22 protein-coding genes and 1 pseudogene are annotated in these 23,964 nt (G+C 71.8%); 10 read left to right on the top strand and 13 right to left on the bottom strand.

Features of this window, described 5'->3' with window-relative positions; translation table 11 throughout:
• Positions 1–111: 111 nt before the first annotated feature.
• Both OG542_RS35345 and OG542_RS35340 read right to left on the bottom strand, forming a co-directional pair.
• Positions 112–1,563 carry a cation:dicarboxylate symporter family transporter gene (locus OG542_RS35345; RefSeq protein WP_328416218.1) on the bottom strand — a complete coding sequence of 484 codons (1,452 nt, stop codon included), beginning with the start codon at positions 1,561–1,563 and terminating at the stop codon, positions 112–114.
• 175 nt (positions 1,564–1,738) lie between these two features.
• Positions 1,739–3,334, bottom strand: a complete 1,596-nt coding sequence (locus tag OG542_RS35340) for a peptide-N4-asparagine amidase (RefSeq protein ID WP_328416216.1) — start codon at positions 3,332–3,334, stop codon at positions 1,739–1,741.
• A gap of 214 nt (positions 3,335–3,548) precedes the next feature.
• On the opposite strand from OG542_RS35340, the gene OG542_RS35335 reads away from it, so the two are divergent.
• The 4 genes from OG542_RS35335 (at position 3,549) to OG542_RS35320 (ending at position 8,598) form a co-directional block, all read left to right on the top strand.
• On the top strand, positions 3,549–5,354 hold the full coding sequence (locus OG542_RS35335; RefSeq protein WP_328416214.1) for an ABC transporter ATP-binding protein: 1,806 nt from the start codon (positions 3,549–3,551) through the stop codon (positions 5,352–5,354).
• Positions 5,351–7,132 (top strand): ABC transporter ATP-binding protein, encoded by a 1,782-nt coding sequence (locus OG542_RS35330; protein ID WP_328416212.1) that lies wholly within the window; start codon positions 5,351–5,353, stop codon positions 7,130–7,132. The genes OG542_RS35335 and OG542_RS35330 overlap by 4 nt, the downstream gene beginning before the upstream one ends.
• Before the next feature lie 715 nt (positions 7,133–7,847).
• Positions 7,848–8,318, top strand: a complete 471-nt coding sequence (locus OG542_RS35325; protein WP_193482264.1) for a DUF5709 domain-containing protein — start codon at positions 7,848–7,850, stop codon at positions 8,316–8,318.
• A gap of 34 nt (positions 8,319–8,352) precedes the next feature.
• Positions 8,353–8,598 (top strand): type B 50S ribosomal protein L31, encoded by a 246-nt coding sequence (locus OG542_RS35320; protein WP_189724340.1) that lies wholly within the window; start codon positions 8,353–8,355, stop codon positions 8,596–8,598.
• A gap of 24 nt (positions 8,599–8,622) precedes the next feature.
• Here OG542_RS35320 and OG542_RS35315 read toward each other — a convergent pair whose 3' ends face one another.
• Complete coding sequence (locus tag OG542_RS35315; RefSeq protein ID WP_328416207.1) at positions 8,623–9,417, bottom strand: metal-dependent hydrolase; 795 nt, start codon at positions 9,415–9,417, stop codon at positions 8,623–8,625.
• A 145-nt stretch (positions 9,418–9,562) separates the two neighbouring features.
• On the opposite strand from OG542_RS35315, the gene OG542_RS35310 reads away from it, so the two are divergent.
• The 3 genes and pseudogenes from OG542_RS35310 to OG542_RS35300 all read left to right on the top strand — a co-directional run.
• Positions 9,563–12,076: a DEAD/DEAH box helicase gene (locus OG542_RS35310; RefSeq protein WP_328416205.1), complete on the top strand. Its 2,514-nt coding sequence runs from the start codon at positions 9,563–9,565 to the stop codon at positions 12,074–12,076.
• A gap of 37 nt (positions 12,077–12,113) precedes the next feature.
• Positions 12,114–12,986 carry an acyl-CoA thioesterase gene (locus OG542_RS35305; RefSeq protein ID WP_328416203.1) on the top strand — a complete coding sequence of 291 codons (873 nt, stop codon included), beginning with the start codon at positions 12,114–12,116 and terminating at the stop codon, positions 12,984–12,986.
• A 147-nt stretch (positions 12,987–13,133) separates the two neighbouring features.
• Positions 13,134–13,526 (top strand): annotated as a pseudogene (locus OG542_RS35300) (DMT family transporter); the annotation flags it as partial.
• A gap of 144 nt (positions 13,527–13,670) precedes the next feature.
• On the opposite strand, the gene OG542_RS35295 reads toward OG542_RS35300, so the two are convergent.
• The 4 genes from OG542_RS35295 to OG542_RS35280 form a co-directional block, all read right to left on the bottom strand.
• Complete coding sequence (locus OG542_RS35295) at positions 13,671–14,459, bottom strand: Fpg/Nei family DNA glycosylase (RefSeq protein WP_328416201.1); 789 nt, start codon at positions 14,457–14,459, stop codon at positions 13,671–13,673.
• Between the two features lie 10 nt (positions 14,460–14,469).
• Positions 14,470–14,841, bottom strand: coding sequence for a VOC family protein (locus tag OG542_RS35290; RefSeq protein WP_193482258.1), 372 nt, complete (start codon positions 14,839–14,841; stop codon positions 14,470–14,472).
• Between the two features lie 64 nt (positions 14,842–14,905).
• Entirely contained in the window at positions 14,906–15,826 is a 921-nt protein-coding gene (locus OG542_RS35285) for a DUF6397 family protein (RefSeq protein ID WP_328416199.1), read from the bottom strand.
• Between the two features lie 126 nt (positions 15,827–15,952).
• Complete coding sequence (locus OG542_RS35280) at positions 15,953–16,366, bottom strand: roadblock/LC7 domain-containing protein (RefSeq protein WP_193482256.1); 414 nt, start codon at positions 16,364–16,366, stop codon at positions 15,953–15,955.
• 103 nt (positions 16,367–16,469) lie between these two features.
• Between OG542_RS35280 and OG542_RS35275 the strand changes: the two genes are divergently transcribed.
• Entirely contained in the window at positions 16,470–16,898 is a 429-nt protein-coding gene (locus tag OG542_RS35275; protein WP_328337113.1) for a PPOX class F420-dependent oxidoreductase, read from the top strand.
• Between the two features lie 24 nt (positions 16,899–16,922).
• On the opposite strand, the gene OG542_RS35270 is transcribed toward OG542_RS35275, so the two are convergent.
• The 5 genes from OG542_RS35270 to OG542_RS35250 form a co-directional block, all read right to left on the bottom strand.
• Positions 16,923–17,528 carry a GTP-binding protein gene (locus tag OG542_RS35270; RefSeq protein ID WP_311130066.1) on the bottom strand — a complete coding sequence of 202 codons (606 nt, stop codon included), beginning with the start codon at positions 17,526–17,528 and terminating at the stop codon, positions 16,923–16,925.
• 54 nt (positions 17,529–17,582) lie between these two features.
• Entirely contained in the window at positions 17,583–17,993 is a 411-nt protein-coding gene (locus tag OG542_RS35265; RefSeq protein ID WP_328416196.1) for a DUF742 domain-containing protein, read from the bottom strand.
• 22 nt (positions 17,994–18,015) lie between these two features.
• Positions 18,016–18,453, bottom strand: a complete 438-nt coding sequence (locus OG542_RS35260) for a roadblock/LC7 domain-containing protein (RefSeq protein WP_193482252.1) — start codon at positions 18,451–18,453, stop codon at positions 18,016–18,018.
• On the bottom strand, positions 18,450–20,966 hold the full coding sequence (locus OG542_RS35255; RefSeq protein WP_328416194.1) for a sensor histidine kinase: 2,517 nt from the start codon (positions 20,964–20,966) through the stop codon (positions 18,450–18,452). Before OG542_RS35255 ends, OG542_RS35260 begins: the two co-directional genes overlap by 4 nt.
• 70 nt (positions 20,967–21,036) lie before the next feature.
• Positions 21,037–21,810 carry an MHYT domain-containing protein gene (locus tag OG542_RS35250; protein WP_311130069.1) on the bottom strand — a complete coding sequence of 258 codons (774 nt, stop codon included), beginning with the start codon at positions 21,808–21,810 and terminating at the stop codon, positions 21,037–21,039.
• Positions 21,811–21,963: 153 nt separating this feature from the next.
• On the opposite strand from OG542_RS35250, the gene OG542_RS35245 reads away from it, so the two are divergent.
• On the top strand, positions 21,964–22,563 hold the full coding sequence (locus OG542_RS35245) for a class I SAM-dependent methyltransferase (RefSeq protein WP_328416191.1): 600 nt from the start codon (positions 21,964–21,966) through the stop codon (positions 22,561–22,563).
• A gap of 9 nt (positions 22,564–22,572) precedes the next feature.
• On the opposite strand, the gene OG542_RS35240 is transcribed toward OG542_RS35245, so the two are convergent.
• The gene (locus OG542_RS35240; RefSeq protein ID WP_328416189.1) at positions 22,573–23,475 is read right to left on the bottom strand and encodes an oxygenase MpaB family protein; all 903 of its coding nucleotides are present in this window, start codon (positions 23,473–23,475) and stop codon (positions 22,573–22,575) included.
• A gap of 99 nt (positions 23,476–23,574) precedes the next feature.
• Between OG542_RS35240 and OG542_RS35235 the strand changes: the two genes are divergently transcribed.
• Positions 23,575–23,871, top strand: a complete 297-nt coding sequence (locus OG542_RS35235; RefSeq protein WP_328416187.1) for a hypothetical protein — start codon at positions 23,575–23,577, stop codon at positions 23,869–23,871.
• The last annotated feature ends 93 nt before the right edge of the window (positions 23,872–23,964 follow it).

Genomic DNA, 23,964 nt, shown 5'->3' with positions numbered 1-23,964 from the left:
CCGGTTTGGCGGTGTTGAGGGGCTAAAGCCTCGTGGCGGGCCGGCGCGCGAAACGGGCCGCGGTCGCCGCTCGTTCTGCTGGAGCGGTGGCCGCGGCCCGTTCGGTTTCGGTCAACCGACCTCGGGGGCGGGTTCCTTGGGCTTCTGGGTGGGGATGCCCGACGCCGGGACCTCGGCCGCCGTCGGCTCGGCCGCCGTCGGCTCGGCCGCCGATGCTTCCGCGCCGACGCCCTTCTCGCCGTCGCCCTCGTCGTCGTCCTCCGGCGGAGCCGCGTAGTCCCCGTCGAGGGTCTTCTTCGCCCGGTCGGTGTCCAGGGCCCCCTCCCAGCGGGACACCGCGAACACGGCGACGCAGTTGCCGAGCAGGTTCGTGACGACGCGCATCGAGTCCATGATGCGGTCCACGCCGAGCAGCAGAGCGACCGCTCCGGCCGGAATGGCACCCAGGGAGGAGGCGGTCGCGGACAGGGCGAGGAACGCCGAACCGGGGATGCCCGCCATGCCCTTGCTGGTCAGCATCAGCACCAGGACCACGGTGACCTGCTGGCCCAGGGTCAGGTCCACGCCCACCGCCTGGGCGATGAACAGCGTGCCGATGGACAGGTAGAGCGAGGCTCCGTCGAGGTTGAAGGAGTAACCCGTGGGCAGCACCAGGCCCACGGCGTCGTCGCGGGCACCGGCCCGCCGCAGCTTCTGCATCACACGCGGCATGACCGCCTCGGTGGACGCGGTACCGAGCGCGAGCAGCATCTCCTCGCGGATGTAGCGCAGGAACTTCCACAGGCTGAGCCCGGTCACCAGGCGCAGGGCGACGGCGAGCAGCACGATGAACAACGCCGCCGCCACATAGCAGAGCACGATGAGCTTGGCGTACGTCTTTATCACGCCCAGCCCGTAGTTGCCGACGAGGTGGGCCATCGCGCCGAACACCGCGATCGGTGCCAGTCGCATGACGAAGCCGACGACCGCGAAGATGACCTCCTGGGCCTGGTCGATCGCGGGCAGGATCTTCGGCACCTTGGTGTGCCCGAGGTGCAGCAGGGCGGCACCCACCAGGCAGGCCAGGATCAGGACCTGGAGCAGCTCGTTGTCGGCGAAGGCGCCGACGAAACTCTCGGGCAGCGCATGGAGGAGGAATTCGGTCGTCGAGGGCAGATGCTCGCCACCGGTCGTCTTCTCCACGGCGGCGGCGTCCAGCGAGGCGGGGTCGACGTTCATGCCCTTGCCGGGCCCCACGAGGTTGGCGGCGAGGAGACCGATGACCAGGGCGATCGTGGAGGCGATCTCGAACCAGATCAGGGCCTTGACCCCGATCCGGCCGAAGGCCTTCAGATCACCGGCCTTGGCGATGCCGACGACGACCACGCAGAACACCAGCGGCGAGATCACGGTCTTGATGAGGCGGGTGAAACCGTCGCCGAGCGGCTGGAGAGCTGTGGCCGTTTCCGGCCACAGCTTTCCGACGGCGATTCCGAGAACGAGCGCGCAGAGAACCTGCGCGAAAAGCGAGCTACGCAGTGTGCGTGCGACACGTCGCGGCAGAGACGGTACGGACGGTGGCACGAGGCCTCCTTGGGGGACGGACTACACAGAGGCCGGAGGGGACTTCTGCGATACGGAAAGCTGCTTCCGTAGCCGAACACTCTGGAGGCTGTCTTGATCGCGCACAAGACCGCAATGTTTCGGACACGTAAAAGTGGCGCAAGTGACGCATGTCACACTGGTCACATCGCTCCCCTCAGCAACGGTCGCGATCTCCCGTGAGCACCCCCTGCACCGTGGTCAGCGTGCGGTCGTAGCAGCCGTGCGAGCCGTACAGCCGGTAGCGCTCGCTCGTGGTGCCGACCGCGTGCCGCTGGTCCCGGGGCACGTTCGCCGTGTACGTGGCATCGCCCGTGTAGGAGTCGTCGAGCCGCGACCAGGCGGTGCGCCGGCCGCCCCGCGACTCGACGGTCGTGGCGCGGTCGCCGAGGGTCAGCACGGTACGCAGCCGGTCGCCCGCCCCGAGGGTGGTCGTGCCGTCCATCGTGTAGACCCGGTGCGTGCGCGTGCTGCGGGCCGGTCCGCGCCCGTCGACCGTCACCGACTCGTCGTCGGTCCAGGCGGCCTGGAGCCCGTCGCTCGTCTCGCCGTCGGTCCAGCGGTGCTCGGAGGTGTGAGCGAGCGAGCGGCCGACGGTCGTCGTGACGCGGCCGTGTGAGGTGTCCACATATCCCGCGACGGTCAGCCGGTGCGCGCCCTCGGTGTCCACCCGGTGCTCCGAACCGGGCGTGTGGTCCGAGGAGTCGGTGAGGTCGCCCTCCCGGTGCACGGTGAGCTTCCCGGTGACCTGGGCGCGCCGCTCGTCCTGCCAGACGAGGACGTTCACGGGAGTACTCCAGCCGGCCTGCCCCTCCGGCACGCCGACGACCGAGACCTCGACGCGGTGCGGCCGGCCGTCGTTGAGGAGCCCGGCGAAGGGGGTGAGGTCGTAGGTGATCGGTTTGATGTCGAAGGCGCGCGGGCCGGGGATCACGTACCAGAGGAACGGGTTGGACCAGCCGCCGGTCCACACGGTCGGGAACGGCGTGGCGATGCCCGCGAGCCGGCCGTCCACACGGATCTGCACCTCGCGGTAGGGGCCCCGGCCGGCCTTGCAGGAGTACGGCGCGGGATCGGGCACCGACAGGTACCAGTACTCCTCGCAGCCGCCTCCGGAGCCGGTGGCGTACACCTCGGCGATGATGCGCTCGCTGTTGCGCGGGGTGGTGAGGGCCGAGTCGTCGTCGAGGGCGAGGACCCGGTCGGGGCTCCTGCCGTCCGGGCGGCCCTGGTAGAACGTCAGCGTGACCTTGACGTCGAGGACGCCCGTATAGGTGTCGTCGACGACGTTGCCGATGAGCATCTCGACGTCCTGGCGACCGCGGAGGGTGTCGCTGTAGCGCGTGACGTCCTTCTCCACGGACCACTCGATGCCGTCGGGCGAGGGCTGCGGCGTCGACGTACGGAAGATCTCCACCCCGCCGACCCGCAGATAGCCGAGCCGGTCGTACTGCCGGCCCTTGACCTTGCCGTCGAGCCGCAGCACGACCTTGTTCCAGCGGTCGCCGCAGTCGCCGGGCGGAGTGTACGTGCCCCGGTACGGGGTGAAGTCCCGGAACCGCGCCTGGGCGACGGTGACTTCGCAGGACGCGCCGGCCGGTCTGCCGACGGGCGGGGCGGCCGTGACCGGGTCGTGCCAGTCGCTGCCGAACTCGGCGGGGACGTCGGCCGCCCGGGCGGGGCCGGTTCCGAGGAGGGTGCTCGCCAGGAGGGTCGCCCCGGCAAGCATGGACATGACGATCCGTCTCTTCATGGCCGGTGTTCTACGGGGAGTCCGCCGTCTCCGCAATGAGCAACTGCCCGTCGAGGCAGCGCTGTTCCCACCCCTGTCGGCCGGTTCCCGTCGGTGGGACGCGCGCGCGGAAGAAAACCGGTTGCCTCCGACCACGCCGCGACGCGAACCTGTCACGGTTTGCTGCCATCGGCCGAACCCCCTATCCCTCCCTGACACGAGCCACTGGGACGTCATGCAGATTCAAGACCTTCCCTACGCCGACCCCGGCGTGCCGGACGCGCGTTCGGGTCCCCGATTCCTGTGGTGGCTCTTCCGCAATCAGCTGGGCGGACAGCTCAAGTCGCTGGCCTGGGGGCTGCTGCACTTCGCCTCCGTCGCCGCGCTGCCGTTCTGCGTAGGTGTCGCCGTGCAGGCCGTCGTCGATCGCTCCGGCGAGCGGCTCGCCCTGGCGGGCGGCCTGCTGGCGCTGGCCTGCGTCGGCAACGCGGTCGGCGACACCTTCCTGCACCGCACCGCCATCACCAACTGGATCACGGCGGCCGCCCGCGTCCAGCAGCTGCTCGCCCGCAAGGCCGCCCGGCTGGGCTCGGCGCTGACCCGGCGCGTCGCGGCCGGTGAGGTCGTCGCCGTGTCCACGGGTGACGTCGAGAAGATCGGCTGGTTCGTGGAGGCCTGGTCACGGTTCACCGCAGCCCTGGTCACCATCGTGCTGGTCTGCGTCGGTCTGGTCGTCTACCAGCCCGCGCTCGGCGTGGTCGTGGCCGTCGGTCTGCCCGTGCTGGCGCTCGCCGTGCTGCCCCTGCTGCCCCGTGCCACCCGGCGGGCCGACACCCAGCGCGAGAAGGCCGGACGCGCCACCGAACTCGCCTCGGACACCGTCGCCGGGCTGCGCGTGCTGCGCGGCATCGGCGGCGAGGAACTGTTCCTCGACCGCTACCGCAGCGCCTCCCAGGAAGTCCGGCACGCGGCCGTGCGCAGCGCCCGGATGTGGTCCCTGATCTCCGCGATCCAGGTCCTGCTGCCCGGGCTGCTGCTCATCGCCGTCGTCTGGTACGGCGTGCAGCTGGCCCGCCAGGGCCGGATCACCGTCGGTGAACTGGTCACCGTCTACAGCTCGGTGATGGTCCTCACCTATCCGCTGCGGCACTTCGAGGAGATCGCCATGGCGTACTCCTTCTCGCGGCCCTCGGCCAAGCGGGCCGCTGGCGTGCTGGCGCTGGAGCGGGCCACGGACACCGCCGGGTCGCGCGCCGCCGAGAACCCCTCCGGAGACCTGTACGACCCGGAGACCGGGCTGCTCGCGTCCACGGGCCGGTTCACCGCCGTGGTGTGCGGCGACCCGGACGAGGCGGGCCGGCTGGCGGAACGGCTGGGCGGACACCCGTCGCAGGAGGGCACCGCGGTGCTGCTGGGCGGTGTGCCGCTAGACGAACTCCCGCTGGACAGTGCCCGTACGGCCGTCCTCGTCCAGGACAAGGACCCGGTACTGCTCTCCGGCTCGCTGCGCAGCCTGCTCGACGTACCCGCGTCGGGTGCCGTGGAGCCGCGGGAGGCGCTGGCGGCCGCGCAGTGCGACGACGTGCTGGCGGCGCTGGCGCAGGGCTCGCTGGACGCCGCCGACCCCATGGACGCCCGGATCACCGAACGCGGCCGGTCCCTGTCCGGCGGGCAGCGCCAGCGGCTCGCGCTCGCCCGGTCGCTGATCACGGACCCGGAGGTGCTGGTCCTGGACGAGCCGACCTCGGCCGTCGACTCGCACACCGAGGCGCGGATCGCCCAGGGCGTGCGGGAGCTGCGCGCGGGGCGCACGACCGTGGTGTTCACCTCCTCCCCGCTGCTGCTGGACCGCGCCGACCGGGTCGTGTTCCTGCACGACGGCGAGGTCGCCGCGGTCGGCGCCCACCGCGAGCTGGTGCGCACCGAGCCCCGCTACCGGGCGGTGGTCACACGCGAGACCGAGGACGAGGCCGCCCTGAGCGGTGAGGCCGACCTGACCGACGTACTGGCAGAACTGGAAGAGATCGAGGAGAAGGCATGATCGGCGTGGCGCCACCGGCGTACGACCCGGCGGCCCCGACGACGGCGAACACCCTGCCGGTCGGCGCCCCCGCGACCGTCCGCGCGTACGCGGTCGAACTGCTGCGCCGGCACCGCCGGGCGTTCCTGCTGCTCGTCACCGTCAACACGGTCGCCGTCATCGCCTCGATGGCCGGTCCGTGGCTGCTGGGCGGGCTCGTCGAGCGGGTGTCCGACGAGGCGCGGGACCTGCGGCTGGAACTCACGGCGGGGCTGTTCGTCGCCGCGCTGGCCGTCCAGGCGGCGTTCGTCCGTCAGGTGCGGCTGCGCGGCGCGATGCTCGGTGAGCGGATGCTGGCCGACTTGCGGGAGGACTTCCTCGTGCGCTCGGTCGGGCTGCCGCCCGGCGTGCTGGAGCGGGCCGGGACAGGGGACCTGCTGTCGCGGATCACGACGGACATCGACCGGCTGGGCAACGCCATGCGTGAGGCCGTGCCGCAGCTGTCGATCGGCGTGGTGTGGGTGGTGCTGCTGATGGGCGGGCTGGTGGTCACGGCGCCGCCGCTGGCGCTCGCCGTGCTGCTCGCCCTGCCGCTGCTGGTGGTTGGCTGCCGCTGGTACTTCCGGCGGGCGCCGGCCGCCTACCGCTCGGAGTCCGCCGGGTACGCCGCGGTGGCCGCCGCGCTCGCCGAGACCGTGGACGCCGGCCGTACGGTCGAGGCGCACCGCCTCGGTGGCCGCCGGGTGGCGCTGTCCGAGCGCCGGATCAAGGAGTGGACGGCCTGGGAGCGCTACACGCTGTGGCTGCGGTCGGTGCTCTTCCCGGTCATCAACGTCACCCACGTGACCGTCCTCGCCTCGGTCCTGATGGTCGGCGGTGCGTTCGCCCTCCAGGGCTGGATCGACGTCGGCCAGCTCACGACGGGTGCGCTGATCGCCCAGATGCTCGTCGACCCGGTGGGCATGATCCTGCGCTGGTACGACGAGCTGCAGGTGGCCCAGGTGTCGCTGGCCCGGCTGGTCGGGGTCCGGGACATCGAACCGGAGGCCGGCGACTCCTCCGTGGACCCCGAAGGACGCCATGTGCGGGCCGACCGGGTGCACTTCGGCTATCTGGAGGGCGTGGACGTCCTGCGCAAGGTGTCCCTGGAGGTCTCCCCCGGCACCCGGCTGGCCCTGGTCGGGCCCTCGGGCGCGGGCAAGTCGACGCTGGGCCGGCTGCTCGCCGGGATCTACGCGCCCCGGGACGGCCGGATCACCCTGGGCGACGCCGAGCTGTCCCGGATGCCGGCGGAACGCGTCCGCTCCCATGTCGCGCTGGTCAACCAGGAGCACCACGTGTTCGTCGGCTCCCTGCGCGACAACCTGCGCCTCGCCCGGACCGACGCGGTCGACGCCGAGCTCTGGGCGGCGCTGGGCGCGGTCGACGCGGACGGCTGGGCCCGGGCGCTCGACGACGGCCTGGACACCGAGGTCGGCTCCGGCGGCCTGGCGCTCACCCCGGCCCAGGCCCAGCAGATCGCACTCGCCCGCCTGGTCCTCGCGGACCCGCACACGCTGGTCCTGGACGAGGCGACGTCCCTGCTCGACCCCCGAGCCGCCCGCCACCTGGAACGCTCCCTGGCCCGCGTCCTCGACGGCCGCACCGTCGTCGCCATCGCCCACCGCCTCCACACCGCCCACGACGCGGACGTCATCGCCGTCGTCGAGAACGGCCGGATCAGCGAGCTGGGCAGCCACGAGGAACTGGTCGCGGCGGACGGGGCGTACGCGGCACTGTGGCGCTCCTGGCACGGGTGACACGCCGGCCTGCCCGGGCCGACCGGACCAGGCTCTGCCCGGGCTGGTCCGGGCTGGTCCGGGCTGGTCCGGGCTGGTCCGGGCTGGTCCGGGCTGGTCCGGGCGTGTGGTGGCTGAGCAGGGCGGTCCGGGGCCGAGTGTCCCTTGGCGGCCCGGCGCCCACCGACTCGCCGACACGGGACCGGATGCGGGGCGGCCAGGGCAGGCCGGGAGGCCGGAGACAGGCCGGAAGGCCGGGGGCACTGGTCACGGTCCGCTCGGCCCGCCCGCCACCGGCCCCGGTGACGCGCCCGGTCGGCTGGGCCCCGGAGCGGCCGACCAGTCCGGGTCTGCCCGGGGTGACCCGGGGTGCTCGGCGGCTGAGCCGGGCACGCCGGGTTCCGTGCGGTCCTCAACGGCCCGGCGCCTGCCACCACCCGTCGACACAGGAACGGGTGGGGGGCGGCATAGGCAGGCCGCGAGGCCGTGCGGCCAGGGACCGGCCCAAGAACGGGGGCGTACGGTCGCGGCCCCGCTCCGCTCGCCCGAGCCCCCGGCAGGGCCCGTGGCGTTGCGCGGGGACGAGGCCGGGTGGAAGGCTGGAATCAGGCACCGGCTCGGGGAACGCCCGGGAACCGAAGCGGTTCGGCGACGGGCGGCGCCAGTGCTCCGTGCGGCGGCGGCCCGGCGCGGGCCCCGGTGAGAACGGGCTCGTCCCCACCCCCTGGAGGTACCCGTGAACAGGTCCGACGGTTGGGGAGACGATGTCTACCAACCGGATCAAGACGAGCAGCGAGAGGACACGGGGCTGCTCGACGCCGAGGACACCCTGGTGGACGACGGCGTCGACGATCCCCTGGACCGGGGCTGGTCTCCTCCCGAGCGGCCCTGGGCCGTCGAGCACCTCGGAGTGACGGCGGCCGAGCGGCGAGCGGGCGAGACGCTGGACCAGCGGCTCGCCGAGGAGCTGCCGGACGCCGCTGCCCCCGACGGTGACGGTCTCGGGGACTGCCAGGGCACCGACGGGGAACTCCTCGACAACGAGGTCGGCGACGCCCGCTCCGGCCGGCTCGTGGCACCCGACGAGGGCGCGCACGAGGACGAGGAGAGCGCGCTGGTCGCCATGGACGTGGGCATCGACGGCGCGGCGGCGTCGGCCGAGGAAGCCGCCGTGCACGTCGTCGACGAGGACACCCTGTCCGGCTGATCGCAGCACCGCCCGAGCCGCACGAGGAGCATCCATGCAGCAGGACAAGCACCCCGACTACCACCCCGTCGTCTTCCGCGACCGGACCGCCGGCTACGCCTTCCTGACCCGGTCCACCGCGACCAGCGGCGAACGCATCGAGTGGGACGACGGCGAGACCTACCCGGTCGTGGACGTGGAGATCTCCTCGGAGAGCCACCCCTTCTACACGGGCAAGGCCCGCACGGTGGACTCGGAGGGCCGGGTCGCCCGGTTCGAGCGGCGGTACGGCGGCTCCTGAACCCGGCCGGATGCCCCGGGGCGCTCAGATGAAGTTGAGCGCCGCCGCGCAGCCCACCCCGCCGAGCAGCATGAACACCGGCATCAGCACCCTGAGCTCCACCCAGCTCCCCGCCCGGAACCGCAGGGCCTTCGGCGGCCCGAGCGGGTACCAGCGCTTACGCCCCACGGGTATGGGCCACAGGATCGGGCACCCGGACACGGTGAGCGCGTCCCCGATGTCGTGGACGATCGCCCCCAGCACGACCGGCAGCCCCAGCCACAGGTACTCCTGCCCCGGCGCCGTGAACAGCCAGTCCGCGCCGTTGCCCGGCTTGTCCAGGACACCCGCGAGGATCCACGCCGTGGTCGCGGCCAGCAGCCACACCAGGACGTCGCTGCTGGAGCCGCGCGCCGCCCGCCACAGCAGACCCTCGATGGCCAGGACCAGGTGCACGAAGAGGATCGCCAGCACGCCCCACCGGTCGCTGGTGATCGCCACCACCGAGGTGCCCCCACCGATCAGGACCGCCCACAGCCAGGTGTGCGTGAGCGTCCGGTGCCCGCCGGAGCGGCGCGGGTCACCCTGCTTCTTCGTCGCCTTGTAGACGGCGTACGACAGCTTGTCCACGATCTCGCACAGCCAGCGCGACAGCGGTCCGAAGGACCGGGAGATGGTGGCCGCCTTGTGGTCGAGGTCCGGGGCGAGCGCGGCTCCGGCGCAGATCAGCGCGCCGACGAGGAGGACCGGCCAGGGCATCGGGTGCCCGGCCGCGGCGGCCGCGGCACCGACGCCGAGCCAGGCGGCGGCGCCCGACAGTGAGTGTGCTGGTCCCATCATGGCCGCTGCCCGCCCCATTCCTCGTGTGCCGCTGTCCAGTTGACCGGGCGCGCTGACGTCCCGTCGGCGACCCAGCGTAGCGTTCGTGATCTTCGGGCCCGCAGCCGATTCCCGCATCGGGCATCAGGCCAGGCAAGATGGGGGCGTGACCCTCATCGATCAGCTGCCGCGGACCCCCGACCCCGACGCCTTGTACGAAGCCTTCGAGTCGTGGGCCGGCGAGCGGGGTCTCACGCTCTATCCCCACCAGGAGGAGGCGCTGATCGAGGTGGTCTCCGGCGCGAACGTGATCGTGTCGACGCCCACCGGTTCCGGCAAGAGCATGATCGCGGCGGGCGCGCACTTCGCCGCGCTGGCCCGGGACGAGGTCACCTTCTACACGGCTCCGATCAAGGCCCTGGTGTCGGAGAAGTTCTTCGAACTGTGCAAGATCTTCGGCACGGAGAACGTCGGCATGCTGACCGGCGACGCGTCCGTGAACGCCGACGCCCCCGTCATCTGCTGCACCGCCGAGGTCCTGGCGTCGATCGCGCTGCGCGACGGCAAGGACGCTGATGTCGGCCAGGTCGTCATGGACGAGTTCCACTTCTACGCGGAGGGCGACCGCGGCTGGGCCTGGCAGATCCCGATCCTGGAACTGCCGCAGGCGCAGTTCGTGCTGATGTCGGCGACGCTCGGCGACGTCTCCTTCTTCGAGAAGGACCTCACCCGCCGCACCGGCCGCCCGACCGCGGTGGTCCGCTCGGCGACCCGTCCGGTGCCGCTGTCCTACGAGTACCGCTACACCCCGCTCACCGAGACGCTCACCGACCTGCTGGAGGCCCGGCAGGCGCCCGTCTACATCGTGCACTTCACGCAGGCGCAGGCCGTGGAGCGGGCGCAGGCGCTGATGAGCATCAACATGTGCTCGCGTGCGGAGAAGGAGCAGATCGCCGAACTGATCGGCAACTTCCGGTTCACCACGAAATTCGGCCGCAACCTCTCCCGCTACGTCCGGCACGGCATCGGCGTCCACCACGCGGGCATGCTGCCCAAGTACCGCCGCCTGGTGGAGAAGCTCGCGCAGGCCGGTCTGCTGAAGGTCATCTGCGGCACGGACACGCTCGGCGTGGGCGTCAACGTCCCCATCCGCACGGTGCTGTTCACCGCCCTCACCAAGTACGACGGCACCCGCGTACGCACCCTGCGGGCCCGGGAGTTCCACCAGATCGCGGGCCGTGCCGGGCGGGCCGGTTTCGACACGGAGGGCTTCGTCGTCGCGCAGGCGCCCGAGCACGTCGTCGAGAACGAGAAGGCGCTCGCCAAGGCGGGCGACGACCCGAAGAAGCGCCGCAAGGTCGTCCGCAAGAAGGCGCCGGAGGGCTTCGTCGCCTGGTCCGAGCAGACCTTCGAGAAGCTCATCGGCTCCGAACCGGAGCCCCTGGCCTCCCGGTTCCGGGTCACGCACACCATGCTGCTGTCGGTGATCGCCCGCCCCGGCAACGCCTTCGTGGCGATGCGCCGCATGCTGGAGGACAACCACGAGCCGCGCAAGCAGCAGTTGCGGCACATCCGCCGGGCCATCGCGATCTACCGCTCGCTGCTGGACGGCGGCATCGTCGAGAAGCTGGACACGCCGGACGCCGAGGGCCGTATCGTCCGCCTCACGGTCGACCTCCAGCAGGACTTCGCGCTCAACCAGCCGCTGTCCACCTTCGCGCTCGCCGCGTTCGAGCTGCTGGATCCCGAATCCCCGTCGTACGCCCTCGACATGGTGTCGGTCGTGGAGTCGACGCTCGACGACCCGCGGCAGATCCTCGCCGCCCAGCAGAACAAGGCGCGCGGCGAGGCCGTGGCCGCGATGAAGGCCGACGGTGTCGAGTACGAGGACCGCATGGAGCGCCTCCAGGACATCACGTACCCGAAGCCGCTGGAGGAGCTGCTCTTCCACGCGTACGACACCTACCGCAAGAGCCACCCCTGGGTCGGCGACCATCCGCTGTCGCCGAAGTCGGTCATCCGCGACATGTACGAACGGGCGATGTCCTTCACCGAGTTGGTGTCCCACTACGAGCTGGCCCGCACCGAGGGCATCGTGCTGCGCTACCTCGCCAGCGCCTTCAAGGCCCTCGACCACACCGTCCCGGACGACCTCAAGTCCGAGGATCTGGAAGACCTGATCGCGTGGCTGGGCGAGATGGTGCGCCAGGTCGACTCCAGTCTGCTGGACGAGTGGGAGCAACTCGCCAACCCGGAGGTGATGACCGCCGAGGAGGCCCAGGAGAAGGCCGACGAGGTCAAGCCGGTCACCGCCAACGCGCGCGCCTTCCGGGTGCTGGTCCGCAACGCCATGTTCCGCCGGGTCGAACTGGCCGCCCTCGACCAGGTCGAGCAGCTGGGCGAGATGGACGCGGAGTCCGGCTGGGACGCCGACGCGTGGGGCGACGCGTTGGACAAGTACTTCGACGAGTACGAGGACCTCGGCACCGGCCCCGACGCCCGCGGCCCCAAGCTGCTGCTCATCGAGGAGGAGCCGGAGAACGCCCTGTGGCGGGTCCGGCAGATCTTCCACGACCCCAACGGGGACCACGACTGGGGCATCAGCGCGGAGGTCGACCTCACCGCCTCCGACGCGGAGGGCCGCGCGATCGTCCGCGTCACCGACGTCGGCCAGCTGTGAACGGCCGGACAGCAGCGAGCACAGGAGAATCCCACCCATGACGACGAACCCGGCCGAAAGACTCGTCGACCTGCTCGACCTGGAGCAGATCGAGGTCAACATCTTCCGCGGCCGCAGCCCGCAGGAGTCCCTCCAGCGGGTCTTCGGCGGCCAGGTGGCGGGCCAGGCCCTGGTCGCCGCCGGCCGCACCACGGAGGGCGGCCGCCCCGTGCACTCGCTGCACGCGTACTTCCTGCGCCCGGGCATCCCGGGCGTGCCGATCGTCTACCAGGTCGAGCGGGTGCGCGACGGGCGGTCGTTCACGACCCGCCGGGTCACGGCCGTGCAGCAGGGCCGCACGATATTCAATCTCACCGCCTCGTTCCACAAGCCGGAGGAGGGCAGCTTCGAGCACCAGCTGCCACCGGCCCGCAAGGTCCCGGACCCGGAGTCGCTGCCCACGGTCACGGACGAGATCCGGGAGCATCTGGGCGCGCTGCCCGAGCAGTTGGAGCGGATGGCCCGCCGCCAGCCCTTCGACATCCGCTACGTGGACCGGCTGCGCTGGACCACCGAGGAGGTCGAGGACGCCGAGCCGCGCAGCGCCGTGTGGATGCGCGCGGTCGGACCGCTCGGCGACGACCCGCTGGTCCACACCTGCGCCCTCACCTACGCGAGTGACATGACCCTCCTGGACGCCGTCCGCATCCCGGTCGAGCCGCTGTGGGGCCCGCGCGGCTTCGACATGGCGTCACTGGACCACGCGATGTGGTTCCACCGCCCGTTCCGCGCGGACGACTGGCTGCTGTACGACCAGGAGTCCCCGATCGCCGTCGGCGGCCGCGGTCTGGCCCGGGGCCGGATCTACGACCGTGAGGGCCGGCTGGTCGTCTCGGTCGTGCAGGAGGGACTCTTCCGCAAGCTGGACTGACCTGTCCGCGGGCTGGACCGACCTGGGTTTTTGCCGCTCGGGGGCACACGCGCGCTCCGGTACTCCGTTCGCGCCCGTGCCCCGATCCGGTGACCATGGCAGAAGGAGGCACCGCCGGCGTCACGCGCCCGCCGATCCGGGAGGTGGCTGCACATCGTGCTCCCCGTCCTCTTCGCGATCTGCGCGGCCTTCAGCAACGCCGTAGCGACGGTGCTGCAGCGCAAGGCCGCACTCACCGTGCCGCGCCCCGAGGGCGTGCGGGCCGGGCTGATGCTCGATCTGCTGCGACGCCGCGTCTGGCTGGCCGGCATCCTCGCGGTGATCGCCGCCGCCGTCTGCCAGGCGCTGGCGCTGGCGACCGGGCCGCTGACGATCGTGCAGCCGCTGTTCGTGCTGGAGCTGCCGCTCACCCTGATCGTCGCCTCGCTGCTGATGCACCGGCATCTGCCGGGCGCGGGCTGGCTGGCCGTGACGGTGGTGGTGGCCGGGCTGGCGGTGGCGCTCGCCGCCGCGTCCCCCTCAGGCAATCGCACCCATGTGGCGGCGGAATCCTCGCCGGGGCACCGGCCGTACTGACTCCTGACGACTGACCGGCCGGGTGACCGGCGGCCGGCGGCCGATGGCTGGCGGCCGGTGGCTGACGGCCGGTGGCTGGCGGCCGGACGGCTGGCGCCCCCGACTGAATCACCCGCCCGGCTGGCAGTGCGGGCACCACACCGTGCCGCGGCCCCCCATACGGGTCCGGCGCAGGCCGGTGCCGCAGCGTGGGCAGCTCGGGTCGGGGTCGTCCCGATGGCCGGTGAGCCAGGAGTCACGCGGCGGGACGCAGCCGGCGGTGACGGAAGAGCGCAGTGTGCGGCGCATCTGGCTGTACAGCCGCCGACGGTCGGCCTCGGTGAGATCACGCGCCGGGCGGTCAGGGCGCAACCGCGCTCGCCACAGGATCTCGTCGGCGAGCAGATTGCCGAGTCCGGCGAGAACGGACTGGTCGGTGAGCGCGGTCTTGAGATGCCCGCGGCGTGACGAGAGGACGGCCTCGAACTCCGCACGCTCCACCGCCAGCGCGTCGGGGCCCTGCCGCTCGAGCAGCCGGTCGATGTCGGAGTCATCGCCCGCCAGCCAGATTCCCTGGAGTTTGCGCTGGTCACGGAAGCGCAGCTGGCGGTTGCCGCTCAGGGTGAACAGCACACGGTCGTGGGCCTCGACTGCCTCATCGGGGTGACCGCAGACCAGCCGGCCGGTCATCCCGAAGTGCAGCACGAGGGTGGGGCCGGCGCCCGTGCGGGCGAGCAGCCACTTCCCGTGCCGCTCCGGCGTGCCGAAGCGCCGGCCTTCCAGCGCGTCACGCAGTCGCCGGGCACTGACCCCGTGCAGTACGCCCGCGTCCCGCACGTCGACACGCCGGATCACCCGTCCCTTCGCGCAGGACTCGAGCACCTGCCGGAAGCCCTCGACATCGGGGAGCTCGGGCATGAGCGACCCGTCAGGTTTCCTGGAGCACGGACAGCACGTTGCCCGCGGGGTCGGTGAACCAGGCGATCAGCGGGCCGCCGCCGCGGAAGATGCCCTTGTCGTCCGCCTTGAGGTCGTCGTAGTGCTCGAAACGCACCCCTCTCTTCGTCAGCTCGTCGACCGCTGCCTCGATGTCGTCGACGGGGAAGTTGAGGATGGTGAACGTCGCCGGGGTGTGGTCCTGCTTGGGATAGACCAGGGTGTCCCGGCCGCCCTCGATGTGCAGGAACAGCAGGCCGTTCTCCTCCGACACCCGGAGTCCGAGCGTGTCGCCGTAGAACGTCCTGGCCGCGTCGATGTCGTTCACCGAGAACCCGCTGAACGCCTTCGTCTTACTGAACATGATCGCCTCCTGGCATAGTCTCCTCAGAATTCCGACCGGGACGCATCCGGAAACTCATCGCTTTTCACCCTGAACGTCGCCGGCCTCTGCGATGCAGCCATCCCAGGAGGCCGTGCGAAGGGGTGCGGTCCGGGGTCCCGGGCCGGTCTCCAGCCGGAACCGGGGGTGTCGCCCTCGGCTCTGGTGCTGATGGTGATGCCGGGGCGGGACGCGGTGCCGGGTGTTGCCTGCGCGCTGTCTCCATCGTGTGAGCCAGGTCTGCTCGGAACCAGGCCACTTCGTCCGGCTCGCCCGCCGTCATGAGCGTCTCGGCCCGTTCGGCGGCGGGTGAACCGGGGGTGCCGTGCGCCGGGAGGCGAGGGCGGCGGCGGTTCAGGTGAGCGCGCTCGTAGGGGTCCTGCACGACGTCCGCCACCTCGGCGGGGTCGAGAAGACAGGCGACGGCCGCCGCGCGAGCCCAGGCGTCGTCCCCCGCCTGACGCGTCAGGAATCCGATGTGGCGCCCCCGCCAGTTGCGGGGCCGACGGTCCAGCCCGTCCTTCTGCCTTTCCCGGATCTGTGCGGGTGTGCGCCCTTTCAGCAGGCGGGCGTTGCTCTCCTCTGCCGCGAACTGCCGTAGCTCCTCGGCCAGATACAGCCAGACGACCGTCCGGTAGCGGTTCAGGTAGAACGTCACCGGCACGAGCAGGCCGAAGCGGGCGAGACTCGTGAATCTGGCGGGCGTCACCCCCAAGAGCCCGGCGCCCTCATCGGTGCCGGAGGTCGCGACCCGCTCGCGCAGTTGGTCCGGAAAGCCGCCCCCGGCGCGCAGCCGGTCGATCTCGTCGCGGGCGACGCGTAGCCCTCCGCCGCCTTCGTCGGGAACGGTCCGGATGAGCCCGAGATCCACGGCCAGGTCGAACTCACGGCCCCTGAGGTCGAGTTCGCGGGCGGCCCGGCTCGGAGCGCAGGTGAGGCGGTCGGGTTTCGCGATGGTGCCTGACATGGTCGGTCTCCCCCGTGGAGTCGGCGGCTCACGCCGTGTGCGGTCGCCGTGAGAAAACCGTAACCGCTTGGGCGCACTGCGTGACGAGCCTGTGGATAACTCCGCGGGGGAGGGTGAACCTGCAGGTCAGACGTCTGTGGTTGGTTTCCCTTCGGGCTGGCGGGCATCCACGTCGAGATGCTCGCCGACCCGGTTGACCAGAAGTGTCATCTCGTACGCGATCTGGCCGATGTCGGCCTCGGCGCCGCTGAGGACGCACAGACAACTGCCCGTGCCGGCCGCCGTGACGAAGAGCACCGCGTCGTCGAACTCGATCATCGTCTGGCGTACGCTGCCCGCGCCGAAGTGCCGTCCCGAGCCCTTGGCCAGGCTGTGCAACCCGGACGACACGGCCGCGAGGTGCTCCGCGTCCTCGCGGCGCAGGCCCGTACTCGCCCCGGTCACCAAGCCGTCGTTGGACAGGACCAGTGCGTGCCGCACCTGGTGGACGCGCTCGGTCAGGTCGTCCAGCAGCCAGTCGAGTCCCTGGTTCTGCGCCATGTTCCGATCTCCCCGTTTTCTCCCCGTGCGTTCTCCTCCTGGCCGGAGGATCTCCACGTCAGCCTTCCCCACGACCGCTGCCGGGGCAAGGAGGATGGGAGCCATGGCAGACAAGATGACCGATGCGCAATGGCGGGAGTTCGTTTCCCACGGCACCCGCACCGCGAAGCTCTCCACCGTCAGGGCCGACGGGAGGCCGCACGTGGCCCCGGTCTGGTTCCTGCTGGACGGGGACGAGCTGGTGTTCAACACCGGCGAGAACACCGTGAAAGGGCGCAATCTCGCCCGTGACGGCCGGGTCGCCCTTTGTGTGGACGACGACCGGCCGCCTTACTCCTTCGTGGTCGTCCAGGGCCGTGCCCGCCTGGTGAGGGACCTCGACGAGGTGCGGCACTGGGCGACGCGGATCGGCGCGCGGTACATGGGCGAGGAACGCGCCGAGGAGTTCGGCGCGCGCAACGGAGTCCCGGGCGAACTCCTCATCCGTGTCACCGTCGACCGGGTCCTGGCGGAGCGGGACATCGCGGACTGACCCCGGGGAGCTTCGTACCTCCGGTCAGCCGACCGAGTCGAGGAGCCGGGCGGTGTGCATCCGCCCGGCGTACTCGACCAGTCTGATCAGCACCTCCTTCCCGGAGTCGCGGTCCCGGGCGTCGCACAGCACCACGGGCGTCCCCCGGTCGAGATCGAGGGCGCGCGAGACGTCCGGGGCGCCGTGCTGCCGGGCGCCCGCGAAGCAGTTGACGGCCACCACGAACGGGATGCGCCGGTGCTCGAAGTAGTCGACCGCCGGGAAGCAGTCCTCAAGGCGGCGGGTGTCCGCGAGCACCACCGCGCCGAGTGCCCCTTGGGACAACTCGTCCCACAGGAACCAGAACCGGTCCTGGCCCGGCGTGCCGAACAGGTACAGAGAGAGGCCGGACCGGATGGTGATGCGCCCGAAGTCCATGGCCACGGTCGTGGTGGTCTTGTGGTCCACACCGTCGGTGTCGTCCACCGACTGCCCCGCTTCGCTGAGCACTTCCTCGGTGCGCAACGGCCGGATCTCGCTGACTGCGCCCACCAGCGTGGTCTTGCCCACGCCGAAGCCGCCCGCGACCAGGATCTTCAACGCCAGTGCGGCGGTGTCGCCGTCTGAGGCGTCAGAGTGCTCGGAGACCATCAGTCACTTTCCTCGTGTCGGGTGGGGTGTGCGTTCATCTACAGCGCCCTCCATCTACAGCGCCCTGAGTCCCGCGATCACTTCGCGAAGGATCCGTTCGTCGGGCAGCTGGGCCGGCGGTACGGGGCGACTGACGGTGACGCAGCCGAGTTCCAGGAGGTCGCCGAGCAGGACCCTGATCACACCCACGGGCAGGTCCGCTCCGGCGGCGAGTTCGGCGACCGACTGGGTCTCCGTGCGGCACAGGTCGAGGAGGGTCCGGTGTTCCGGGCCGAGCGGGGCGTCGTCCACGGCGGGCGCGTCTGGGTCCAGCGTGACCAGGGCGATCAGGTCGAACCGCACGCCGGTGGGGCCGGGCCGGGTGCGTCCGCCCGTCATGGCGTAGGGGCGGACGAGCGGGCCGGCCTCGTGGTCGTACCACTGGCTGCCCTGCTCGCTCACGGTGCCCGTCATGTCCTCGGTCATCTGCGCGGACCGCCCTCCCGGCTCATCCGGCGGCGGGCGGCCGCGCCCCGGCGCGGGGCGCCGTGCCGAGGTGCTCGCCGACACGTTTGACCAGGCGGGCCATCTCGTACGCCACGAGGCCTATGTCGGCTGTCACGGCGGTGAGAAGGGCAAGGCAGGAGCCGTCGCCGGCGGCGGCCACGAACAGGAAGCCCTCGTCCATCTCCACCATGGTCTGGCGGACACCGCCGGCGCCGAAGTGCCGTCCTGCTCCCTTGGCGAGGCTGTGGAAGCCCGAGGCGACCGCTGCGAGGTGTTCGGCGTCCTCGCGCCGGAGGCCGGTCGAGGCACCTACGGCGAGGCCGTCGTTGGAGAGGACCACGGCGTGCCGTATGTCGCTCACGCGGAGCACCAGATCGTCCAGCAGCCAGTCGAGTTCGCCGGAGCGCCGGGCGGAACGCGTGCTCGAGTCCTGGATCATGCGGGGTCTCCTTCGCTGCTGTCTCTGCCCTTCGCGGGGCCGGGAGTGGTGCCGCGGCCGGCTTGCCTGCCGCCGCCGCGTGCCCAGCCGTCGCGGTACGCCGCCATGCGGTCGCGTACGGCTTCGGGGGTGCGTTCGTCGTCCTGGAGGGCCGGCGTCGGTGGCGGTTCCTCGGGGCGCCCGTCACGCAGTTGGGGGGCGAGACTGGCCTGTCGTACGCGACGTGGGAGGTCCTCGGAGCCTTCGGGCTGCTCCTGGGGTCGGTGCAGTCGCAAGGTGGCGACTCCTGGGGGTTGGGTGTGGCTCGTGGTCTCGGCCGCGGCCGGTACGGGAGCCACGAGGGCGCGCCGGTCGGCCGGTGCGGGGACGGCGTCCTGGGGCGGGGTGTCGTCGGGCACGCGCGCGTAGGAGCGCTCCTCGGGCCGCGGCGGGTGTACCGCTTCGCCGGGAGAACGTTCCGTCGCTCCGGTGTGCAGGAGGGCTGTGGGCAGCAGGACGACGGCGGTGGTGCCGCCGTAGGGCGAGGTCTTCAGATGGACCTTGACGTCGTGGCGGGCGGCGAGTCGGCTGACCACGAACAGGCCGAGCCGGTCGCTGTCGAACAGGTCGAGCGCCTCGGACTGCGCGATGCGGCGGTTGGCTTCGGCGAGGGTCTCCTGGCCCATGCCGAGGCCGCGGTCCTCGATCTCGACGGCGTAGCCGTTGCCGACGGGTTCGCCGGTGACGCGCACCCGCGTGTGGGGCGGCGAGAACTGGGCGGCGTTCTCGATGATCTCGGCGAGGAGGTGAGTGAGGTCGGCGACGGCCGTGCCGATGACGGCTGCTTCGGGGAGTTGCCTTACCTCCACGCGCGCGTAGTCCTCGACTTCGGAGACGGCCGCGCGGACCACGTTGGTCAGGACGACGGGCATGCGCCAGGCCCGGCCGGGGGCGGCTCCGGAGAGGATGATCAGGCTCTCCGCGTGGCGCCGCATGCGGGTGGTCAGGTGGTCGAGGCGGAAGAGGTCGCTCAGTTCGTTCGGGTCGTCGGAGCGGCGTTCCATGCTGTCGAGAAGGCTCAGCTGCCGGTGCACGAGGGTCTGGCTGCGGCGGGCGAGGTTGACGAAGACGCCGGAGATGCCGCTGGCGAGCTCGGCGCGCTCCACAGCGGCCCGCAGCGCGGCGCGGTGGACCGTGCCGAGGGCTTCGGCGACCTGCCCGGCCTCGTCCTGCGCGAGCGGTCCCGGCGGCGCCTCGGCACGGACGTCGATCTCCTCGCCCGCGCGCAGTCTCCGCATGGCCTCCGGGAGTTTGCGCCGGGCGATCTCCAGAGCGCCGTTGCGCAGGCTCACCAGTTCCACCACCAGGCCGCGTCCGATGCGTACGGAGATGACGAGCGAGGCGGCGACGGCGGCGAGACCGAGCAGGACGGCGGCGCCGGCCGGGGTGAGCAGTCCTCGGGTGAACGGGTCGGCCCGTTTCGCGACGCCGCGTGCCGCGTCGTCCTCGATCGCGCGCATGCCGTGCTGCACGCGCGTGTGGGCGGTGTTCCAGGTGCTCTCGGGCGCCGCCTCGACCGCCCTGGCGCCCGGCCCTCGGGCGAGGATCCGGTCCTCGGCGTCGCCCAGGCCCGCGTAGGCGCTGCTGTCGGCGAGGGCGTTCCACGCGGAGCGTTCGGTGCCGCGCAGGTCGGCGACGGCCGATTCGGTGAGGGTGCGGCGCAGGTCGACGGCGCCGGTGAAGAGCCGAAGCCGCTCCCCGGTCAGGGTGCCGGACAGGCGGGCACTCGCCAGTACGGTGTCCTCCTGGGCCAACGCCTCGGCCGCGCGGGCGAATTCGAGCAGCACGCGCGCGTCGGAGCCGAGGTCGGCGTCCTGGATGCCGGTGAGGGCACCGCCGGCGCCGAAGGCGGCCGAGATGGTGCTGGTGTAGCGGCTGTACGTCTCGGCCCAGCCCACGCGCCGGTCGCGGACCGCGGTCCGCAGCGGCCGCAGTTCCTCGGTGCCGGTGACGAACGCCTCCAGCCGGCGGGCGACTCCGGCGGGGAGTTCCTCGCTGTCGGCGACGGTGTGGCTTTTGCCCAGCCGCAGTTTCGCGACGGCGCGGTCCGTGCGCCGCGCGAGCTCGTCCAAGTCGTCGGACGGTACGGCCGACGGGTCGGTGGCGTGGCGTACCGCGGCCGCGCGTTCGGCCTGGAGGGCGGCGACCGCCGCGGAGACGGGGGCGCGGACCATGGCGTCCACACGCTGGACCTGCCGCAGCCGGGAGACGTCCTGGGCCGTGGTGACGGTGGCGTAGGCCCACAGGGCCAGGAGGGAGACGACCGGCACCATCAGCAGGCAGACGATCTTGGCGCGCACGGTGCGCGGGCGTATGTGCCAGCGCTCCGCCCGTGTGGTTGCCTCGTCCGGTGCGGCGCCCGAGGGTGCCTCCGGGCTCTCGTCGGCCGGTGGCCCGGCGTGCGCGCGGCGGCCGCGCACGGGCGGGGACGGCGCCTCGGCGCCGGTGGTGGGGGTCCTACGGGGTGTACGCATGGACTCCTCGCTCGGGAGTGGTTCGGGGGCGTGCCGGGCGTCGCGGCGCCGCGGAGATCCATGGGAGTCCCTAGGGGGCTACGCTCTCCACCGGCCGCTGGGCCGAGGCGGACGCCTCGCGCTCGCCTGCCGTGGGCGAGAGTGCGACGAAGGCCGAGGTCAGGAAGAGGTAGGACCCGAGGCCGACGGCGAGGGGGAAGATGAACTGCATCGCCGTGGCCCCGGGCAGTGCCTCCCCGGAGGGCGTGACACGCACGCTCACCGCGAACATCCCGGTGTAGTGCATGCTGCTGACGGCCGCGCCCATGATCAGGGAGGCGATGGTGACCGCGACGGGCGACTTGATGTTGAGCGCCGCCCACAGGGCCGCCGTCGCCGCGACGACGGCGATCAGGACGGAGAGCCCGACGAGCACCGGGTCGTAGGTCACGTCGCCGTGCAGGCGGACGGCCGCCATGCCCAGGTAGTGCATGCTCGCGACGCCGAGGCCGGTGGTGAGGCCGCCGAGGAAGAGGGCCCGGCCGCGGTCCCGGCCGTAGCCGACGGCGAAGACGCCGGCGCAGACGACGACCATGGCGACGAGCAGGCTCAGGAGGGTGAGCGGCACGTCGTAGCGGATGTCGGTGCCGGTGACGCCGAACCCGAGCATGGCCACGAAGTGCATGGTCCAGATGCCGGTGCCGATCGCCGAGGCGGCGGTGACGAGCCAGTTCCGGCGCGAGCGCCCGGTGGCAGCGAGCGCGCGAACGGTGCAGCGCAGTCCGAGCGCGGCGCCTATGCAGGCCATCGCGTACGACAGCGCGGGGGTCAGCCACCCCAGGGCGGCGTGGTCCAGGTGTCCCATGGCCCCGGGACGCTAGACCCGGCAGGGGCGCGCGAAAGGGGCGCATTTCGAAAGGTGTTGGAATATGACGCAAGGATGTACCGGAACGATCGCGTCACGCTCGAACATGTGCACAGAGGCATCCATCCGTGCCGGTGAGGAATCATGCGGTACATGAGCGACGACCAGACGCGTGTCCAGGAGTTCTTCACCCCCCGTGCCGCCGACTGGGACAGCAGGTTCCCGGACGACGGTCCGGCCTACGCGGCGGCGGTCGCCGAGCTCGGACTGCGCGCGGGCGACCGGGTGCTCGACGCGGGATGCGGCACCGGACGGGCCCTGCCGCCGCTGCGTGCCGCCGTGGGGCCCTCAGGGGTGGTCCTCGGGGCCGATCTGACCCCGGCCATGCTGCGGGAGGCCGTACGGGCCGGACGGGACCGTGACGGGCAGCTGCTGCTCACGGACGTCGCCGCGCTGCCCTTGCGCTCGCGGTCGCTGGACGCGGTGTTCGGGGCGGGCCTCGTCTCGCACCTGGCGAGTCCGGCCGAGAACCTGCGCGAGCTGGCCCGTGTGGTGCGTCCCGGTGGTGTGCTGGCACTGTTCCATCCGATCGGCCGGGCTGCGCTGGCCGCCCGCCACGGGCGCCCGCTCACCCCGGACGACCTGCGCGCCGAGCCCAACCTCCGTCCGCTGCTGACGGGTTCCGGGTGGCGCATGACGTCGTACGATGACGAGGACACCCGCTTCCTGGCGCTCGCCGTCCGCGAGGACTGAGCTGCCGCGTCACCCGGCCTCGGTGCCCGCCGCCTCCACGTGCCGCACGGGGCAGCCCCTGAGGCCCGGGACCGGGCGCGTGCCAAGGTCGGCGAGCCGGTATCCGTACGGGTAGCCCTTGATCTCCCAGTTCTGGCGGGCGAAGTGCGGGCCACGCCGGGGCGCCATCAGGCGTACGGCGCGCCCCCGGAGCCGTGCCGCGCGACGCACCCACGCGCGCGTGGCGGCGCTCGGCGGGGTGTAGCGGAAGGCGTGCAGGAGCGAGTCGTCGAGCAGCGCGAGGATCGTGGTACGCAACAGGGGTGCGAGCGGGCGCGGGTACCAGGACGCCATCAGGTCCAGCGTGGCGTCCGAGACCCGCCGGGCTTCCGCGTCCCAGGCGAAGTGGGCCGCCTCGTAGTCGTCGAGGCAGGTCTCGAACTCCTCGTAGGTCTCCGGGATGTCCTTGATGCCCATGTGCCGGCCCAGCGTGCCGTAGTGGACGACACTGGCGACGATCTCGTGACGTGACATCCTGCGCCAGCCGTAGGCGTCGATCCACCGTTTGGGCATCACGACGAATGTGCAGAGCACGTAGCGCATGTCGTCGTCGCTGATGTCGTAGGCGCGGTGCATCTGGTTGATGCGGCGGATCGCGGTCCTCCCCCGGTCGCTGCCGAAGCCGTGCTCGACGACGGCGTCCAGGAGCAGCGAGGTGTCGTCGTAGCGCTTCTGCGTCCGCTCCGTGAGCTCCGCGGTCTCCGCGAGCAGCCGGCCGATGCTCGGGACGGCGTAGGTGCGGTACAGGGCCAGCTCCAGGGCGCGGGTGAAGTCCCAGGGGAACTCGTACGCCACGCTCAGCCGGTAGATCTCCGTGGCCTCCTGATACGGGTCCATCCGCCGGATCTGAACCAGCCGGTCAAAGCGCTTCACCGTGCCGTCCCCCTTCTGCCACAGGTTCTCCAACTTTACGTTGGTGACCGGGAGATGAAAGATCGGACGCAACAATCGAACAGGGGGAAGGTGGTCAGCATGTGGGGCAGGTTCCGCAAGGCCGGGGGACGAGTCGCCGATGCCTTGCGCACGGAGACCAAGACCGACGGGGACAAACGCTCACACAATCTTTTCGAGGCTGCCGCGGTCTATGTCGCGGCGTGCGCGGAGGACGACCAGGAGCGGGCCGACGAGGCGTCCGGCTGGGTGTCGCCGGAGGCACTGTCGTTCGGAGTGAACGAGCTGGCCTGCCGGGCCGTCATAGCGCTCGCACGGGAACGCGGCGAGTCGCCGCGGACCGTGGCCCGTGGGTTGCTGGGGCTGCCGACGGCGTGATGAGCGCGGCCCGGAGGGCCGATTCGCCCCCGTCCGCCGGAAAACTGCAGCTCGGGTGTGCTTGCGGGCAGTGACAAGCGGCTTCCACGCGCA

Source organism: Streptomyces violaceus, from assembly GCF_036014075.1.
GTDB classification, from domain to species: Bacteria; Actinomycetota; Actinomycetes; order Streptomycetales; family Streptomycetaceae; genus Streptomyces; species Streptomyces violaceus.
Note: the sequence above shows the minus strand (reverse complement) of the source record. Positions and strands in the feature narration are given on the sequence as shown.

Coding starts and splice junctions, on each gene's coding strand:
- OG542_RS35245 (WP_328416191.1), top strand. CDS start 21,964: ATGAGCGACGACCAGACGCGTGTCCAGGAGTTCTTCACCCCCCGTGCC.
- OG542_RS35305 (WP_328416203.1), top strand. CDS start 12,114: ATGACGACGAACCCGGCCGAAAGACTCGTCGACCTGCTCGACCTGGAG.
- OG542_RS35275 (WP_328337113.1), top strand. CDS start 16,470: ATGGCAGACAAGATGACCGATGCGCAATGGCGGGAGTTCGTTTCCCAC.
- OG542_RS35285 (WP_328416199.1), bottom strand. CDS start 15,826: ATGTCAGGCACCATCGCGAAACCCGACCGCCTCACCTGCGCTCCGAGC.
- OG542_RS35340 (WP_328416216.1), bottom strand. CDS start 3,334: ATGAAGAGACGGATCGTCATGTCCATGCTTGCCGGGGCGACCCTCCTG.
- OG542_RS35330 (WP_328416212.1), top strand. CDS start 5,351: ATGATCGGCGTGGCGCCACCGGCGTACGACCCGGCGGCCCCGACGACG.
- OG542_RS35315 (WP_328416207.1), bottom strand. CDS start 9,417: ATGATGGGACCAGCACACTCACTGTCGGGCGCCGCCGCCTGGCTCGGC.
- OG542_RS35290 (WP_193482258.1), bottom strand. CDS start 14,841: ATGTTCAGTAAGACGAAGGCGTTCAGCGGGTTCTCGGTGAACGACATC.
- OG542_RS35265 (WP_328416196.1), bottom strand. CDS start 17,993: ATGACCGAGGACATGACGGGCACCGTGAGCGAGCAGGGCAGCCAGTGG.
- OG542_RS35250 (WP_311130069.1), bottom strand. CDS start 21,810: ATGGGACACCTGGACCACGCCGCCCTGGGGTGGCTGACCCCCGCGCTG.
- OG542_RS35280 (WP_193482256.1), bottom strand. CDS start 16,366: ATGGCGCAGAACCAGGGACTCGACTGGCTGCTGGACGACCTGACCGAG.
- OG542_RS35335 (WP_328416214.1), top strand. CDS start 3,549: ATGCAGATTCAAGACCTTCCCTACGCCGACCCCGGCGTGCCGGACGCG.
- OG542_RS35235 (WP_328416187.1), top strand. CDS start 23,575: ATGTGGGGCAGGTTCCGCAAGGCCGGGGGACGAGTCGCCGATGCCTTG.
- OG542_RS35255 (WP_328416194.1), bottom strand. CDS start 20,966: ATGCGTACACCCCGTAGGACCCCCACCACCGGCGCCGAGGCGCCGTCC.
- OG542_RS35320 (WP_189724340.1), top strand. CDS start 8,353: ATGCAGCAGGACAAGCACCCCGACTACCACCCCGTCGTCTTCCGCGAC.
- OG542_RS35260 (WP_193482252.1), bottom strand. CDS start 18,453: ATGATCCAGGACTCGAGCACGCGTTCCGCCCGGCGCTCCGGCGAACTC.
- OG542_RS35295 (WP_328416201.1), bottom strand. CDS start 14,459: ATGCCCGAGCTCCCCGATGTCGAGGGCTTCCGGCAGGTGCTCGAGTCC.
- OG542_RS35270 (WP_311130066.1), bottom strand. CDS start 17,528: ATGGTCTCCGAGCACTCTGACGCCTCAGACGGCGACACCGCCGCACTG.